Annotated in this window: 13 protein-coding genes; 4 read left to right on the top strand and 9 right to left on the bottom strand. The window is 67.2% G+C overall.

Translation table 11 applies throughout. The annotated features are described in order from the left end of the window. Positions 1-261: 261 nt before the first annotated feature. Positions 262-1,008, top strand: coding sequence for a TetR/AcrR family transcriptional regulator (locus OG622_RS29135; RefSeq protein WP_371579583.1), 747 nt, complete (start codon positions 262-264; stop codon positions 1,006-1,008). 57 nt (positions 1,009-1,065) lie between these two features. Here the strand turns inward: OG622_RS29135 and OG622_RS29130 are convergent, their stop codons facing one another. From OG622_RS29130 to OG622_RS29105, 6 genes are all read right to left on the bottom strand, one after another. After that, positions 1,066-1,965: an ABC transporter permease gene (locus tag OG622_RS29130; RefSeq protein ID WP_371579582.1), complete on the bottom strand. Its 900-nt coding sequence runs from the start codon at positions 1,963-1,965 to the stop codon at positions 1,066-1,068. A 2-nt stretch (positions 1,966-1,967) separates the two neighbouring features. Continuing rightward, a complete protein-coding gene (locus OG622_RS29125; RefSeq protein WP_371579581.1) occupies positions 1,968-2,783 on the bottom strand; it encodes an ABC transporter permease in 816 nt (271 codons plus the stop codon). 3 nt (positions 2,784-2,786) lie between these two features. Further along, complete coding sequence (locus OG622_RS29120) at positions 2,787-3,944, bottom strand: ATP-binding cassette domain-containing protein (protein WP_371584253.1); 1,158 nt, start codon at positions 3,942-3,944, stop codon at positions 2,787-2,789. A 479-nt stretch (positions 3,945-4,423) separates the two neighbouring features. Further along, entirely contained in the window at positions 4,424-4,795 is a 372-nt protein-coding gene (locus OG622_RS29115; RefSeq protein ID WP_371579580.1) for a DoxX family protein, read from the bottom strand. Positions 4,796-4,949: 154 nt separating this feature from the next. Next, entirely contained in the window at positions 4,950-5,630 is a 681-nt protein-coding gene (locus tag OG622_RS29110; protein ID WP_371579579.1) for an SDR family NAD(P)-dependent oxidoreductase, read from the bottom strand. A gap of 27 nt (positions 5,631-5,657) precedes the next feature. Further along, the gene (locus OG622_RS29105; RefSeq protein WP_371579578.1) at positions 5,658-6,596 is read right to left on the bottom strand and encodes an NADP-dependent oxidoreductase; all 939 of its coding nucleotides are present in this window, start codon (positions 6,594-6,596) and stop codon (positions 5,658-5,660) included. 100 nt (positions 6,597-6,696) lie between these two features. Here OG622_RS29105 and OG622_RS29100 point away from each other — a divergent pair, with 100 nt between their 5' ends. From OG622_RS29100 to OG622_RS29090, 3 genes are all read left to right on the top strand, one after another. After that, the gene (locus OG622_RS29100) at positions 6,697-7,410 is read left to right on the top strand and encodes a TetR/AcrR family transcriptional regulator (RefSeq protein ID WP_371579577.1); all 714 of its coding nucleotides are present in this window, start codon (positions 6,697-6,699) and stop codon (positions 7,408-7,410) included. Positions 7,411-8,278: 868 nt separating this feature from the next. After that, the gene (locus OG622_RS29095) at positions 8,279-8,740 is read left to right on the top strand and encodes a hypothetical protein (RefSeq protein ID WP_371579576.1); all 462 of its coding nucleotides are present in this window, start codon (positions 8,279-8,281) and stop codon (positions 8,738-8,740) included. A gap of 12 nt (positions 8,741-8,752) precedes the next feature. After that, positions 8,753-9,388 carry a hypothetical protein gene (locus tag OG622_RS29090; RefSeq protein ID WP_371579575.1) on the top strand — a complete coding sequence of 212 codons (636 nt, stop codon included), beginning with the start codon at positions 8,753-8,755 and terminating at the stop codon, positions 9,386-9,388. A gap of 115 nt (positions 9,389-9,503) precedes the next feature. On the opposite strand, the gene OG622_RS29085 is transcribed toward OG622_RS29090, so the two are convergent. The 3 genes from OG622_RS29085 to OG622_RS29075 form a co-directional block, all read right to left on the bottom strand. Continuing rightward, entirely contained in the window at positions 9,504-14,606 is a 5,103-nt protein-coding gene (locus OG622_RS29085) for a hypothetical protein (protein WP_371579574.1), read from the bottom strand. A 221-nt stretch (positions 14,607-14,827) separates the two neighbouring features. Further along, positions 14,828-15,172, bottom strand: a complete 345-nt coding sequence (locus OG622_RS29080) for a hypothetical protein (protein ID WP_371579573.1) — start codon at positions 15,170-15,172, stop codon at positions 14,828-14,830. Next, positions 15,169-15,999 carry an IS5 family transposase gene (locus OG622_RS29075; RefSeq protein ID WP_371579572.1) on the bottom strand — a complete coding sequence of 277 codons (831 nt, stop codon included), beginning with the start codon at positions 15,997-15,999 and terminating at the stop codon, positions 15,169-15,171. Before OG622_RS29075 ends, OG622_RS29080 begins: the two co-directional genes overlap by 4 nt. Positions 16,000-16,086: the final 87 nt, after the last annotated feature.

The raw sequence follows: 16,086 nt of genomic DNA, 5'->3' as shown, positions 1-16,086 counted from the left end.
CAAGCGATTGCGAGTCGACCGAAAGCGACCGTGAGCCCGACGGAAGCGGGCGTGGACCCGACGGAAGCATGCGGCCCAACCGGAAGCGCGCGTAGACCCCACGGAAGCACGCGGGCCCAACCCGAAGCGCGCGGCCCGACCCGAAGCACGTGGCCCAACCGGAAGCGCGTGGCCCCGACCGGAAGCGCGTGGCCCGGCCTGCGATGCGAACACCGTACGCTGGGCGCGTCAGCCGTACGCAGGCAGAGGAGAGACTCCCCCATGGCACCCGAGAAGCCGGTCAGGAAGCAGCAGCAGGAGGGGTTTCAGTCCGTGTGGACGCGGCCCCGGACCGGGCGGGAGCAGCCCGCGCTGAGCCGGGAGCACATCGTGGCCGAGGCGCTGCGGCTGCTCGACGAGGAGGGCATCGACGCGCTGAGCATGCGCAAGCTCGGCGGCAGACTGGGCGCCGGCGCGACCTCGCTGTACCGCCATGTCGCCAACAAGGAGGAGCTGCTGGAACTGGCCGTCGACGAGATCTACGGCGAGATCGAGGCCCCGGCCGCCTCCGGCCAGGCGAACTGGCGTGCCGACATGGCCAGTTGCGCCCACAGCCTGCGCGCCACGATCCTGCGCCACCCATGGCTGGCCTCCGTGCTCGGCGAGCTGGGCATGTCCTACCTCGGCCCGAACTGGATGCGGATCTCCGAGGCCATGCTGAAGCTGCTGACCACCGCCGGGTTCCCGGCCGACGAGACCGACCGGGCGCTCTCGACGCTCGTCGCGTACGTCACCGGCATGGCCACCAGCGAGGCCGCCTGGCTCAACGTCCTCGCCCGCAGCGGTCAGGACGAGCGGACCATGGTCGAACGGCTGTGGCCGGCCGCCGAGAAGGCCGCCCAGGACTACCCGCTGCTGCGCGAGGGCTACGCCGAACAGCGCGGGGCGGATCCGCGGGCCGCCCGGGAGGAAGGCTTCCGGTACGGGCTCGACCGGGTGCTGGACGGGTTGGAGACGCGGCTGAGGTGACACCGGCCACCCCGGTACGGCTTCGGCGCCACCGCGCCTCCAACTCTCCCTCTCCGCTTACCCGTTGACGCCCGTGTACTTGCTCAGGCTCCAGTTCCACAGCAGCCGCGACAGGACGAAGGCGGTGAGGCCGATGAAGGGTGAGGCCACGGCGAGCGCCTCCGGCACGCCCATCGCGTCGCCGTGGCCGGTCAGTACCCCGGCCGGGAAGTACGCGATGAAGGCGAGCGGTACGACGAAGGTGAACGCGGCGGACGCGGCCTTCGGGAGGATGCTGAGGGGGTAGCTGCCGAAGGTCCCCATCAGCTCCTCCAGCCACTGGCTCCAGTACGACGTGGCGGGGAAGTGGAACGCGGCGGCGGCCAGGGCCGTGAAGAGCGCCGCCTCGACCAGCATGCCGCCGAGCACACCCGCCAGCACGTACGCGATCCGGCCCGCCGTCCAGTCGAGGGAGCTGCGCTGCAGGGCGGCGACGAACAGACCGGCCGCGACGACCAGGTCGCCGATGGCGTTGACCGGGAAGAAGGTCAGCTGGATCTGCCGGTAGACCGGCATCGGGCGGATCAGGCAGGGCTCGACGATCCCCTCCTGGACGAGGTTGTTCATGTACTGGACGCGGCCGAGGAACAGCACGTACAGCCCGTGGGCCAGCATGCGCATGCTGGCGATGAGCAGCACGTCGGAGCTGGACCAGCCGCCGAGTCCGGGGAACCGGGTGAGCAGCACCGAGGCGAAGACGACGATGGAGACCTGCCAGATCGCCCCCACGGCGACCCCCATCAGGAACTCGCCCCGGTACTCCAGCCGGGCCTTGAAGTTGAGCTTGGTGATCCGCCAGACGACGCGCCAGGCGTGCGCGGTGCCATGCGGCGGACGGGACGGTTCGGTGGCGGGTGGGGATGGGGATGGGGCAGGGACGGATCCTGGTGCCGGTGCTGGGTTCGGTGCGGTCGTCATGGTCATCCTCCCTGGGCCACGACGCGTCGGCCGGCCCGGTCCCAGAGCCGGCGGGTGAGCAGCGCGAGCAGCACGATCCAGACGGCCTGGATCGCCATCTGCCCGCCGGCGTCGCCGAGGCCGATCCGCCCGACGTAGATGGAGAGCGGCACACCGAGGGTCGCCTGGAACGGCAGGAACGCGCTGAGCGTGATGAACCAGTCCGGGAAGTACCAGAGCGGGGCGTACACACCGGAGAGCAGGTTCTGCGCGAAGACGAGGATCATCAGCGCCGCCTCGTTGCGCAGCGTCCAGAAGCACAGCAGGTCGACCAGCATCATCACGTAGTACAGGACCAGTTGGCCGAGCAGCATGCTCAGCGCGAAGGCCCCGGCCACCGAGGCGGAGGCGGGCGGGGCGACGATTCCGACGGCGAGCGACAGCACGTATCCGGCGAGCACCCAGCCGAAGCCGTACAGCTGGTCGCCGAGGGCGCGCAGCGCGTAGTAGCGCTGGGGCTTCATCGGCCGCAGGTACCAGTAGACGATCGTCCCGAAGTGCAGATGCTGGATCACCGTGTCACGGCCCGCGCGCCGGTCGAGGCCGCGGATGCGGTTCGCGAGCACGGCGAGTACGGCGTAGCCGACGGCCTGGGTCTCGTTCAGCCCGGAACTGGAGTCGGTGTGCGCGTACAGGCCGCGCCAGAGGTAGACGACCAGGCACACCTGGACGAACAGCCGTACGGCGGTGGCGGTCATCCGGGGCGGGGTGAGCAGCTCGCCCCGGGGGGTGATCCAGGAGACGCGGCGTGCACGGGAGAGGACGGAAGCGGCGGCCATGGCTCAGCCGCCCTGGGAGGCGGAGGCGGAGGCAGGGGCGGATGCGGATGCGGCGGCCGCCGTGTCCGGCTCCTGGGCCGGTGGGTCGATCGGTGGTACGTCGCTGAGGTAGGCCGCGCGCATGACGTCCTCGAGGTCGTTCTCCTCCAGCGCCAGGTCGGCGACCCGGAACCGTCCGATGATCACCTTGAGCGCCTCGTGCACGCTGGGCGCGTCCTCGCCGACCGGCCCGAACACGACCTGTGGCCCTTCGCGCCGCAGCACACCGATACCGGCGAACCCGGGCAGCGGCGCAGGGACTCCCGTCGCTCCAGTGACTCCCGGCGCTCCCGCCCTCTCACCGCGCTCGATCTCCTCGACCGCCTCGACGTCGGCCGGGTCGGCGAGTGTGGCCCGGACCTGCCAGGTGCCGCCGAAGCGCCGCCGGATCTCCTGGAGCGAGCCGTCGAGGACGATCCGGCCGTGGTTGATCAGCACGACGCGTTCGGCGAGCCGTTCCACCTCGGTCATGTCGTGCGTGGTGAGCAGGACGGTACGGTCGCGCTCCTCGACCTGGTGCCGCAGGAACCGCCGTACCTGCTCCTTCACCACCACGTCCATGCCGATGGTGGGCTCGTCCAGGAAGACGACGGGCGGGTCGTGCAGCAGCGAGGCCGCGAGATCGCAGCGCACCCGCTGCCCGAGCGACAGATGCCGGACACGGGTGTCCCAGAACTCGGAGAGTTCGAGCAACCCGTCGAACTCCTCTATACGGTGCCGGAATTGCGACTCGGGCACCCCGTAGATGTCCCGCAGGATCTCGAACGACTCCCGGGCGGGCAGATCCCACCACAACTGCGTCCGCTGCCCGAACACGGCTCCGATGTTGTGGGCGTTGCGCTCCCGGTCCCGGTGCGGAACGACCCCGGCGACGAGTGCCTCGCCGGAGGTGGGCGTCAGAATGCCGGTGAGCATCTTGATGGTGGTGGACTTCCCGGCCCCGTTGGGACCGAGCAGGGCGAGTAACTCCCCCTTGCCCACACTGAATTCGACGTCCTGCACCGCGACCTTGGCCACGCGCCGCGGGCTGACGAGCGAGGTGAGCGCGCCCACGAAGCCGGGCCGCCGTACGGTCGTCTGGAACACCTTGGACAGTCCGCGCGCCTCGATCACCGCAGACAACGGCGTCACATCCCCTCACACCAGCTCGTTCGAGCACATCCGAACCCGTCCGAAATACCGAACGACATCCGAGGCAACGGCGGCATGCTAGGCCCGACGCCCGAGCCCAGAAAAACGATTTGTTGCCCACCCCAACGACATCCCCGCGATCACCGCCCCCGACCTACCCTGCCCCGCCTCGCCCCGACCACCCCGGACACCTACCCCCACCCACCGCCTCACCACCCGCCACACTGCCCGGGCACCTTGCCTTCGATGCCTTCGCTGCCTTCACCGAGGACAGTGGCATCGCCCGCATGTGATGCCGCGGAGGGCCTGGGCCGTGGGGCTTCCTCCATGGCCTGCACGATGGTGCGGACCAGGGCGGTGATGCTCCTGGCCTTCGTCCAGGAGCATCGGGGGTGGTTCCTTGCGGTGGAGGGTGGTGGATGCGGTGGAGGTTGGTGGATGCGGTGGATGTGGTGGAGCGCGGTGGAGGGTCAGAAGCTGTAGGGGCCGAAGCGGCCCCAGGCCACCAGGGCGGCCAGGACCAGCAGAACGGCGTTGAAGGCGATCGCGCCGGGTTCCTTGCGGCGGGCGTGGGTGATCGCGGCCAGGACCATCACCACGACCAGGCCGGTCGCGGCCAGCGGGGTCAGCACGGGGGCTATGCCGGTGGCGGCGGGCAGGATCAGTCCGAGAGCGGCGGCGAACTCCACGACGCCGACGAAGCGGACGGTGGCCTGCGAGAAGTCGGCCACCCAGGGCAGCCGGCCGATCAACTCCTCCTTGGGCTGGGCGGACTTCATGACGCCGGCCAGGGCGAACATGGCGGCCAGCACTGCCTGGACTGTCCACAAGAAGACGTTCACGTACGGATTCCTTGATGCAGGGGGACGGGACATGGGACAGGGAGGGAGCGGATTTCCCCTCCCGGCAGCGGGCGGATTTCCCCTCCCAGGAGCGGGACGGACTCGCCCTCCCGGCAGCGGGCGGATTCCCCCCGGGAGCGGGGTGGGCCGCCGGTCAGGCGTTGAAGACGGCCTCGGAGCGGTCGCGGTTTTCGTGCAGGTCCCAGTACAAGGGGGCGATCTCCTCGGACGTGGCGGTCGGGAAGCCCTCCGGGCCGCCCCCGCCGATCCAGACGTTGATCGCCACGTGCGCGGCATGCACACCGCTTCCGGTCAGCTCCTTGTTCAGGTTGATGACCCAGTTGCGCAGCGCGGCCCCGGCGGCGTTGACGTTGCCGAGCATGGGAACGGGATCCACCGAACCGCCGCCGGTGGTGAACAGCAGGGTGCCGGCGCCGGCCTCGCGCATCGCGGGCAGCACCGCTCGGGTGGCGGCGACGGCGCCGTAGAAGACGTATTCGATCTGCGGCTGCAGATCGTCCACCGTGGCCTCCGAGGGGGCGGTCAGGGTGAGGCCGGGCACCGGGGAGTGCGGGGCCGGTGAGTACTCCAGTACGTCGATGCCGCCGAAGCGGGCCTTCACGGTGTCCAGGGCATCCGTCAGGGAGGCACGGTCCAGCACGTCGGCGGGGAACGCGGCGGCCGTGATGCCTTCCTGGCCGAGCTGGTCGACCAGCGTCCGAAGCTTGTCCTTGGTGCGGGAGATCAGCGCGACGTCGAAGCCGCGGCTGCCGAAGGTGCGGGCGATGGCCAGGCCCATACCGGGGCCGGCGCCGACGATGGCAAGGGTGGGCACGGTTGTTCCTCTTCCGTTGGGCGTGGGTCAGGAGCAGGAGACGGCGATCTTGCCCGGGGTGCCGGCGCCGAAGGCGGCGAACGCCTCGGATGCCTGCTCCAGCGGATAGGTGGCGGTGACCGGCACACGCAGCGCGCCGGAGGCGACCCGCTCGGCCAGGGAGGTCAGGATCCGGGCGTCGGGGTTGGCCATGATCGTGTGGACCGTGGCTTCCTGCCCCTTGACGTCGTCCTGGGTCAAGCCGGTGGCAGAGGCGATCTGACCACCCGGCCGCAGCAGAGCGGCCAGCTGGGCGCCGTCGCCCGCCAGGTGCAGCACCGCGTCCACACCGTCCGGGGCGATCGCACCGACCTGCCCCTCCAGGTCACCGGTGAAGTCGACCACGTGCACCTCCGCGCCGGTCAGGCCGCTGACGAAGTCGGTCTGCGTGCCGGGGCGGGCGGTCGCGATCACCTTCACCCCACGGGCGGCGGCGAGTTGCACCGCCAGCGAACCCACGCCGCCGGAGGCCCCGGAGATCAGCAGCGTCTCACCCTCGGCCAGGGCCACCGCGTCCAGGCTCACCAGGGCAGTCGCCCCGGCCACACCCAGCGCGCCCGCGTCCCCCGCTGTCACGCCCGCGGGGATGCGGGCGACTCCGTGGCCGGCGGCCACGGTGACGTACTGGGCCAGCGACCCGGCGCCCAGATACGGCTTCAGCACGACACCGAAGACCGCGTCGCCGACCGCGAAGCCCTCCACGCCCTCGCCGAGCGCCTCGACGGTGCCCGCGAAGTCCTGGCCGAGGACCAGCGGGAACCGGTGCTCCATAAACGCTTGCGTGTAACCGGCGGCGGTGGCGATGTCGATGCCGTTCAAGGAGGCGGCGGCCACCTTGACCAGCAGTTCCCCGGCCTCCGGGCGAGGAGTGTCCACCTCGGCCACGGCCGGGGCCGAGGGGACGGATTCGAGCGTGACAGCGCGCATGCCCATGCCTTTCGAATAAGTGGACCAGGCGGCCCACTTCCACTGCGGGCCACCGTACAGCAGAAGCGGTCCGCCCGTTCCACTTGGGTAGAGTGGGCGTATGAACTCCCCGCCCTCCGACGAGACGCCGTGGCAGCAGCCCGGCACGGGACTGCGCGCCGACGCCGAGCGCAACCGCGACCGCATCCTGGCCGCCGCTCGCCGCCTCTTCGCCACCGAAGGGCTCGGCGTGTCCATGGCCTCCGTCGCCCGCGAGGCAGGCGTCGGCAAAGCCACGCTCGGCCGGCGCTTCGCGACCCGGGAGGAACTCGTCAACGCGGTCTTCGCCGACCGCATGGACGCCTACGCCGACGCCGTCACCGAGGCCCTCGCGGACCCCGAGCCCTGGCACGGCTTCACCGGCTACATCCACGCCGTCTGCGCCATGCAGGCCGCCGACCGCGGCTTCGCCGACGTCCTGACCATGACCTTCCCCGCCGCCAAGGCGCTCGAAGCCCGCCGCGCCGAGTCACACAACGGGTTCCTCGAACTCATCGCCCGCGCCCGCAGCAGCGGACACCTGCGCGACGACTTCACCCACCAGGACCTCGTCATCCTGCTCATGGCCAACGCCGGCGTCATCGCCGCCGCCGGTGATGACGCCCCTGACGCCTGGCGCCGCCTCGTCGGCCACATGCTCCGCTCCTACGCCGCGCCCGGCGCACCCATCCCCGCAGTGCCCGAAGCCCCGAGGCCCACTGCTCTCTACCGCGCCATGGTCCGCCTGTCACGCACCGGCTCGGGCACCGTCCAGAGTGGCACCCTCGGCCCGTAGTACGCGTTCGCGCCGCGGCAGGCGCCTGTCGACACGACAACAGGGGACTGACTGCCTTGCCTCGGCCGCGCGCAGGCGTCGGCGCCGTGGGTGCGGAGACTGCCCATGACCTGGCGAGAGGCGCCGATGACGGCAGGAAGTATGTCGAACCGGGCGCGGACCGGCGCGGGACCTCGCCGATCACGATGACGGGCTCGCACCCCTGAAGCCATACATGGGCCATGGCTTCGGCACCATCCGGCCTGCGTGCATCGCAAGAGCCCCGACCTCCACGATCAAGGGGCGACCTGCCATGCAAGCCGCCGGCGGGACAGCGCCCAGTGGCCCACAAACAGCCGCAGCGAACAGAACGGTCCGCACTCCAGCTCACTGTCCCGCTCTCCGGCCCTATACAGAGGACGGCCGCTGGCGCACATCCGCTACGCTGTCCCTGGTCGGTCGTTGGTACATCATGTTGTCTGTCCTGGTAACAGTGCGGAGAGCATCGCACCACGTCTGACCAGCGGGCTTGCACTCCTCGTTGAAAATCCGCAGTCCGGATTTCCAGCAAGGCTTCCCACAAGCCCTCGCTTTCGTGTTGCCTTCGTGGGATGTGTGGGAAATTCCGTCGCCGCAGGTCAGACGTGATGCCGTGCGGAGCCCCAAAACGCCGCAGCGCGAATCTCAAACGCCTTTTCAGCGTTTCCGCAGCTCATAGCAGGTTTCACGGACGACAGGGCAAGGCTCGAATCGCTGCCACGTGTGCACGCCCACGAGGCAGGACAGACCGCCTACCGCAGCGCACATCTGATGCGGCCCGCATGAAGCAGTCACCCGTGGAGCCGCATTCAACTTGCTACTTGAGTAGCAATCGAAGCAGGCTTACGGCATGGCGACCTCCCATAGCGTGCAGCCGGCTGTCGACCGCCGCGTCCTGCTGCTCCTCCTGGACGACCAGCACCGCCTGATGCTGTGTGGTGGCTGCTGCAGCGGCTGGACGGTCCCGCAGGTGTTGCTCGCCGCCGGAACCGATTTTCATGACGGAGCTGCTCAATATCTCGCTGAGCGGTTTCGCATCGAGAACCCCCGCTTCGGCACTGTCTACGGAGTTCACGAAACAGTCGAGTCCGACTGCTGGGAACACGACCGCCGGACCGTTTCTCGCGTTTTCATCGTGCGGATCAGCCCCGAAGAGTCAAATCTGTTTCAGCTGGCCTCTCCGTCACACACTCGGTGGGGAATCGACGAGCTCAAATACCGCCACCAGGAGATCTCTCCGGAAGGCGTGACCCTTCTTGTATCTGGCTACGTGGAAGGTTGGATTCCCGACGGCCCCATCTCGCTCTACTGACCTGGAGTCCTCATGCCCTTGCATGCCATCGAAATCATCTTGACCCGGACGGTAAGCGGAGTTGAGTTGAAAACTGCGCGACAGGTCAGCGGCATGCCGATGGCATCGTCGCACGACGGTAAGAGCATCGCCGTTCTCGTATCGGCACAGGACGAGGAACACGCCATCAAGAAGGTTTGGCGGCGACTTGAAGACTCCCTGCCTATCGATGTCCTGTGCACTCTCTTTCCTGGTCCGGACGGTATGCTACGGATGAGCATTCCCTTCGCACCTGCGGTCAGGAAAAGAATGCGCTCATGTGCCAGAGCGGCAGGGAAGAGCACTGAGGAGTTTTTGAGCGGAGCGATCAGAGATGCCCTGGCTCGTGATCGGGCAACGGAGGCAGGACGCCAGGATTGCGCTCTTAATTTTCTTCTCCACAAATGCGCGTGGGGAGATACGTCACTAAGCGTCACAGACCGCATAGCGGTGTCAAGACTTCCACTGTCACTAGAGAACCTCGTACGGAGGATCTCCATTTCGGGAACACGTGTCACATTCACCGACGAAAGCGGACCGCTCGCATCACTGCTCAGTGAACGGGAATTGACGGAAATCGAGAACACGCTGGCTGATAAACAGCATCACGGGGATGACGCGCACCGTTGAACCGATTGATCCCCAGGTACTGGTGCCGAGCCCGGCTCGTACCGTCCAGCGCGCACCTGACCAAGCCCTACTGGATCCGGAAGTCCCACGAGGGGCGGGCAGGGCCCCTGAGACGTCACCTGCTGTACGGCGCCAGTCCCTCGTTTCCGGCGACGACCAAGGAGTCGACGAGCATCTGCCACTCGTCCAACTTGCCGAGTTCCTCCGCCATTCTGCGAATTTCCTTGAGCCAGCTGTTAGAAGACCACGAGTGTTTGACCGTGACACGTCCATCTTGAATACATAGGTCGGAGACCCAGTGCACGCCACGGGTGGCCTGCACTTCCTCCGGGAGCTTCCGCAGGATGCCGATGAGCGCGTCGACGGACTTGGCCTCCCCACGAGCGACCGGCAGCCAATCGTCGATCGACTCAACGAGGTCTTCAGCGCGGACCCAGTCGATGGGTCCACCGACGACCTCGTTGTACAGTCCGTGCGCCCACGGAAGAGGGTCCGGTAGCAGGGCAGCAGCAGCCCAGTCGCCCCAGTGATGGTCGCGGTAGGGGTTCGGGTCGTCACTCAGGTAGCCAACGGCGTGGCGCAGCAGAGATGGCCAGACACCTCGTGCAGCTTCGGCCAGCCGTTCGTTCTCTGCACCTGCTGCGGCAAGACCGTGGAGGAAATTGGACATCAGTCCCGCATCTGCGCGAAGGGCGTCGAGGTGCTCGAGCACCGGTTCGGCGTCACTGTTCTTCGCAAAGCCTTCGAGCAGGGCCCGTGCGGCGACGAGGGTGTGCGTCCCGCGGTCGTCCGCGGTCCAGCCTTCATTCTCCTGCGCGACCATGGCGCGTCGCTCGACGTCGAGGAACTCGACGAGGAGCGTGGTTGCGTCGTCTGTGCAACAGTGGTCTGTCGACGCGGCTACACCGAGTCCGCGAATGGCTGCGTCGAGAACCGCGATGTCGAGGGAGTCACCCGATAGTTCTTGGAGTCGTTCGGTAACGTCGCCCGCAATCTGACCGTTCGGCCATCGCTGGCCGTCCTGGTCCCACGGACCGATTTCTGCGCCACGGGCGGTCTCGAGCAACCAGTTCAACGCAGTCCGGTGGATGCAAGGGTCGAAGTGGCATGGAGCCGCCCAGACGACATCGCATCCACGCGCCAGGTGCAGCCGTGTCTCCAAGGACGCCTTGCCTGCCATCGCAAGACCGGCTGCAGCAACATCTTCGATCGAACCGCCGGCGGCTTCCAGCGGCGCTGCCAGTGCGGGTGTGAGGAACGCGGGCACGGTTTGAGCCACGGCTCGGTCGGCACCAAGGTCGAAGTACTGGTCCTCGTGACGCTGATCCTCAACGTCCTGGAACGACGCTGCGATACCGATGACGAGCTCCGTTGCGAACTGCGCTTCGTTGCCCAGCGCGTCTGTATCGCCGACGGCAGCTCGTTCGACGGCTGCTCGGACGACGTGGGCAACGGCGTCCACAGGCCGGTTCGGCATCAGGTCCTCATCGGACTGAAGCAAGGCGCGGCCTGCCGCCAGGTCCGCAGCGATCTCCTCCGACGAGGGCGGCACGTACTCGGCGTCGTGCTTGGCCGAGCCCCAGTACCGATTCTGCAGCCGCAAGCTGGTCTGCACGACCTCTTGGTGAGCCTCGTGCGCATCTTGTGCGGCTCGCAGCTCAGGCGGCGGTTCGACCTCGATGTACATCTCATCGCCATGCTGCTTGATTCGGTACCGGTCCCAGTCCAGGCTGGCGGCCCAGTTCTTCGTTGCCTCCTGGCTAATGCCGAGACGGTCGCCGTTCTCGACAAGCTTGTCGGCGACCTTCTTCAAAGCCTCGGCACGCTCCTGCCCACCGCGCATCATCAACCGCATGGCTACCTCACGCGGTGTCCACTGGCGGCGTTCGAGGTTAGCGAGCCCTTCGGTTGCTGCACGCAGCCCTGAGTACTCCCGCATCGTACGACCGAACTCCAACTTCCATACGACCGGTTCGGCAAGGAACGGGTCGAGGTCGGTGTCGACGTTCTCCATATGGCGCACGAGCAGACCGAACAGCATCCCCGGAATTGCGAGGTTCTCGCAGCCATTCAGGAGAACTTCGACGACCCTTCTAGGTGACACACCCTGGCTCAACCACATGTCGGCAAGGCGTTCCATTGCCTGGAGCGCACTCATCGCTGAGTACGGGCCGACCGACGTGCCCCTGTACCAGCTCCACACGTGGCTGTCGCCGACGTACAGGCGGGCAGTGCCGTCAAGGTTCAGAATCGCACCGCGGTTTTCACTCTCTCCGTTCTGTGTCTCGCCATCAGCGTCTTCGTTCCGGGCGTCGGCGGGCCCAGCGAAGGCGTCAGGCGAACTATGTCGCGACAGCGTTGCTACGCGCGCCCGCGCACCGCTGTTCAAGATGTTGTTCAACACCCGCACAGAGGTCGACAACGACGCTGTCTGAAACAGCTGCCAGAACCCGCCGAAGTAGTACTGGAAGAACGGTGGTCCGATACCGCTCCACCGGCCCTGATGCCTCCGGACACCCTCATCTCGGTGCCAGCTTGGCTCGTCGTCGATGTAGTAGGCCTCTATCAACGTTGCCAATAGTTCCGGGTCCTTCTGGGCCAAGGCTCGGGCGCTCAACGGCGAGTCCACAGCCGGAGCCAGGAACGCTGGTGCGTCGTCGGCGATGGCCCGAAGGCATGCTTCGATGGCATCGTCGATGTCCGGTCCGAGCAGTGCCAACGTTTCGACGAACTCTTCCTTGGTCAGGTGGTGATCCAGCGTGCGTCGGCGTCGGCGATGCTGTGACTTCGACCCGGGCAGTTGGTCCCCGCTGGTTTCGCGTAGAGGGAGCGAGTTCCAGTAGGCGAGGAGACGGTCCCGCAGCCGGATTCGCAGTTCGTTACCAGCCGGAACGTCCGCAAGGGACAGGGCTTGCAGCCAGTCCGCAAGCAGCTCGAACGACTCCTTCGAGACGTTCCACGGCTTTTGGTTGTCGAGGAGAATCCGCACAATGGGGTTCGTGATCAGACGGTCGACCCGCCCGTTGGCCTTGTGCCTTTGCTGAACGACTCGAACCACGTCGCCGAGCGCCAGGTCGATCGACTGATCCGTGCACGCTGACTTCAGACATTGATACGCGAACGGCGTCTCCAGAACCGCCTCCACCGGGACGTCAGTCCACCGGGGTCCGTGTGCTGCCGCGAACATCCGCAATTGCGAGTGCAGTTCGACAAACTTCCGAACGGGCCGAGCGTCGGGTGCTTTCAGTAGCCCCTTGCACGCAAGAGTGGTAGCCGACAGCGCCCACCTGGGCGCCCCAGCTGACTGCAGCAACTCGGTCGGGCTCTGGCCACGGACGAGAAGGATGGCGGTCGCGTACCGCCGGACTTCGTCGTGTGCGAATTCCGGCTGGCCCCGGTACGGGCTCGCTGGCGCGAGCAGATGATCCCGACGCAGCATGTCAACCGCTGCAGCATCGACGCCTGCATCAGGCCGACGGCCCTCGGGCAGTTTCATCGTCGTCGCGGCCACCGCGAGCAATGTCCGTTCACGTGCCTCCGCCGAACCGACACCGGGGCGCCCATCGCCCCGAACAACCCTGCTCCACACCAGCTCAAGGCACTCCCACTCACCCAGTGAGCTGTCTGGCTCCGCCCCTGTCCGAGCCAAAAGGTCCAGCACAACGGGCCTGCGCAGCAGCGAGTTCGCCGACAGGTCTCGCAGGACCGCACGCAGAAGCGGAAAGTGGTCTGAGACGATCGAGATGTCCTCGTCGCCCAACGGTCTCATCGCGAAAGATGAAATGGGCTTCGTGAACCCCAGCTCTACCTGCTCCCGCACGAAATCCGATGCCATGTCGGATGTCACCGCCACGAGCCCAACGCCCGCCGCAGCCGCTGCCAGCACCAAGTCACTCAACAGGCCGGCAGACCGTTCCAGAGCAGCATCAGCCGCGTCGATGACCAAGACCCGAGCAGGTGCCGACAATTCCGCGAGCACGTCCTCCATCGACATCCCGAGCGCAGTACGCAGCTCCAGGCTCGACTGTGGCAGGCTGCGGAAGTTGACCACCACCCCTTGGAACCCTGCGGGGTCTGCGGCTTCCAACTCGGCAACGGCCGACAGCGTCAATGCGCTCTTACCGATGCCCGACTCGCCGGATACCAGCAGAGCCGAAACACGGGTACCAGCCTCGCGCAGGGCCTCAGCGAGTTGTTCGCGGCGGTCGGCGAACGAGATCTCGACCGGCCCGCCAGATGACTCATCACCGATAGTGGCCCGCACACCGGCAACGGCCAACTTGCGTTGCTCGGCAAGCACCGACCACGCCCGCCGACTTCGAGTCGCAGCCGAGTCCAAGACCACGTGAATGTCCCGGCGGAGCACCTTGAGGTCCACCACGGCGCCGGTCGCGTCGTAGCGGGTCGCCTCGATCTCGAGCCGGTCCCGGACCGCCACCCCATCGGCGGCAGCCGAGGCCACGCCGTCCAGCGATGTCGCGACCGCCGCGCGGTCGCCTTCGCCCGGGCTCTGAACCGCGAAACCGAGGATGTGAAGCCGGCCAAGCAGCCGCCACGTCAGCCGCCGGACCTCTTCCGGCGCTGTGTCGTCTCCGACGGCCTTCTCGACCATCTCCAGGAAATGCTCCTGGCGCTTACGCACCGGCCTCGACCAGCGGCCGTCGACGTTCATGGACGCTTGGAACGACTCTGGGTCGGCATGAGCACGCGCGATGCCGCAGAGCGTTGCAAGCTGGTCCCACTGATCGGACCGACCGGCGGTCGCGACGGCGACCTGGCGAGTGTCGGTGTCGAACTTCTCGACCTCGGCGAGCAGCGACCCGACGAGCTTCACCGTGTCGCCATGGCTCTGGACGAAGTTCGGCGTTGCTCGACATGCCACGGCAAGGATGACTTCGGCTGCCTCATCGCCGCATTCGATCAGAAGATCATCCACCGGGTGCGCCGGACCGGTTTGGAACGACACCCTCCGGACCGGCAGCTCAGAGACCTCCGCCCGTCGTTCGCCAGTCAACATGCCAGCGAGATAGACAGCCGCGACGCGGTGCGCGAACGAAACGCCGCCACCGCCGGTCGCGTAGGTACTCGATCCTCGCTCAGCTTCACCGGCCGCGGCGGTCGCGACCCCGACGGCCGCATCCTGGGAAGTGGCCCCCGGTCCAGATACTGGCTCACCTTCGGGCCGAGCGGCAGCGTCCGACCCAACGGGCTCGTTCATGTGCTCCTCGGTGGCATTGTGCTAGCAGTTGCCGCACGGCTCACCGTAGCGGTGAGTCGAGAATCATGCAGTCTTAGAGTGCGGAACGTGAGCTCTTGTCCGTTTCGTGGTTGAGGTTGGGGAAGGACCGCTGGTCGAGGGTGGGGGTGGACCTCAGGCGTCGGGGCGGGCGAACAGGCCGGGTTCGGGTTCGATGAGGATGCCCCGGCTGACCAGGCGTTTCAGTTTGGAGCGGATGCCTTCGGTGTTCTTCGGGAGGATCGGCAGGTCGAGGGCCTGGCAGAGGTCGCGGGCGCGCATCGGTCGGCCAGGGTGGTGAGGATCTGCTGGTAGGCGGGGTGGTCCGGTATGTCGGGGTGGTCCGGCCCGGTGGCGGGTGAGGGCAGCGGGAGAGTGAGGAGGGTCTTGCGGGTGATGCGCAGGTTCTCGCTCTCCGCGTCGAGTTCGCCGAGCTGCCGGGTGAGTTCTTCGATGCGGTCCCGGAACTGCCCGGCCTGGTCGGTCAGTTCGCGCTCGCGGGTCTCGATGTGTTCCAGGATGGCTCTGACCTGTGGGTTCTCGCTCACGCGGTCCTCCAGGAGGCGATGGTGGCTCCGGTGAGGCGGCGGCTCATGACGGAGGTCATCGCCCAGAAGACGCGGGAGCGGGAAGAGGCGGGCCGGTGTTCGTAGTCGCGTACGAGACGGCGGTAGAACATCAGGATCCCGTTCGTCTGCTCCACGATCCACCGCTTGGCCTGCGGAACGAAGCCCTTGTCGTCCGGGTTGCGCTCGACGATCTCGACGTCGATGCCCACGTTCTTGCCGTGCTCGACGACCTTCTTCTTGAAGCCCTGGTCGACCAGGGCCTTCTTCACGGTGTCGCACTGCTCGGCGACACCGTCCAGCAGGGCGATGCCGGCGGTGTTCTCGTGCGCGGAGGCGGGCAGGACGAGGCAGTCGATGACGAGGCCCAACACGTCCACGGCCAGGCATCTTTTCCTGCCCGGCACCCTTTTCGCGGCATCCCGGCCCGTCGTCGTGGCCGGGACGCCGACGGATGCGTGGATGCTCTGCGTGTCCAGGACCACCAGGCTCGGGTCGGCTAATCGCTTCCGCTTCTCCCGCAACTGCCAGCGCAGCAGGTCGTGAACGTCCTGGTCGGTGCCCTCGTCGCGCCAGAGGTAGAAGTAGTACTTCACCGCTCCGGGCGGGGGCATGTCATGGGGCAGGAACTCCCACTGACAACCCGTGCGGTTCTGGTAGAGGATCGCGTTCACGATCTCCCGCATCGCGTACTTCCCCTGGTGCCCGCTGACCGACGGATGCCGGGCCTTCCATGCCGTGATCACGGGTTCGACGAGCTCCCACTGCTCATCGGTGAGATCGCTCGGGTACGGCTTGCGCATGCTCATGCCATAACCAAAGCGAACCCTGAACTCCTGACCGGCAGCGATGCCCCAACGTCACACCATCGAGCGATGACAAGACCGGCGGAACGC

Origin of the sequence: Streptomyces sp. NBC_01314 (genome assembly GCF_041435215.1) — a bacterium.
Lineage (GTDB): Bacteria > Actinomycetota > Actinomycetes > Streptomycetales > Streptomycetaceae > Streptomyces.
Note: the sequence above shows the minus strand (reverse complement) of the source record. Positions and strands in the feature narration are given on the sequence as shown.

Bases quoted from the DNA above. Each gene is read 5' to 3' on its own strand.
- OG622_RS29135 (WP_371579583.1), top strand. From the start codon at position 262: ATGGCACCCGAGAAGCCGGTCAGGAAGCAGCAGCAGGAGGGGTTTCAG.
- OG622_RS29130 (WP_371579582.1), bottom strand. From the start codon at position 1,965: ATGACGACCGCACCGAACCCAGCACCGGCACCAGGATCCGTCCCTGCC.
- OG622_RS29125 (WP_371579581.1), bottom strand. From the start codon at position 2,783: ATGGCCGCCGCTTCCGTCCTCTCCCGTGCACGCCGCGTCTCCTGGATC.
- OG622_RS29105 (WP_371579578.1), bottom strand. From the start codon at position 6,596: ATGCGCGCTGTCACGCTCGAATCCGTCCCCTCGGCCCCGGCCGTGGCC.
- OG622_RS29100 (WP_371579577.1), top strand. From the start codon at position 6,697: ATGAACTCCCCGCCCTCCGACGAGACGCCGTGGCAGCAGCCCGGCACG.
- OG622_RS29095 (WP_371579576.1), top strand. From the start codon at position 8,279: ATGGCGACCTCCCATAGCGTGCAGCCGGCTGTCGACCGCCGCGTCCTG.
- OG622_RS29090 (WP_371579575.1), top strand. From the start codon at position 8,753: ATGCCCTTGCATGCCATCGAAATCATCTTGACCCGGACGGTAAGCGGA.
- OG622_RS29085 (WP_371579574.1), bottom strand. From the start codon at position 14,606: ATGAACGAGCCCGTTGGGTCGGACGCTGCCGCTCGGCCCGAAGGTGAG.
- OG622_RS29075 (WP_371579572.1), bottom strand. From the start codon at position 15,999: ATGAGCATGCGCAAGCCGTACCCGAGCGATCTCACCGATGAGCAGTGG.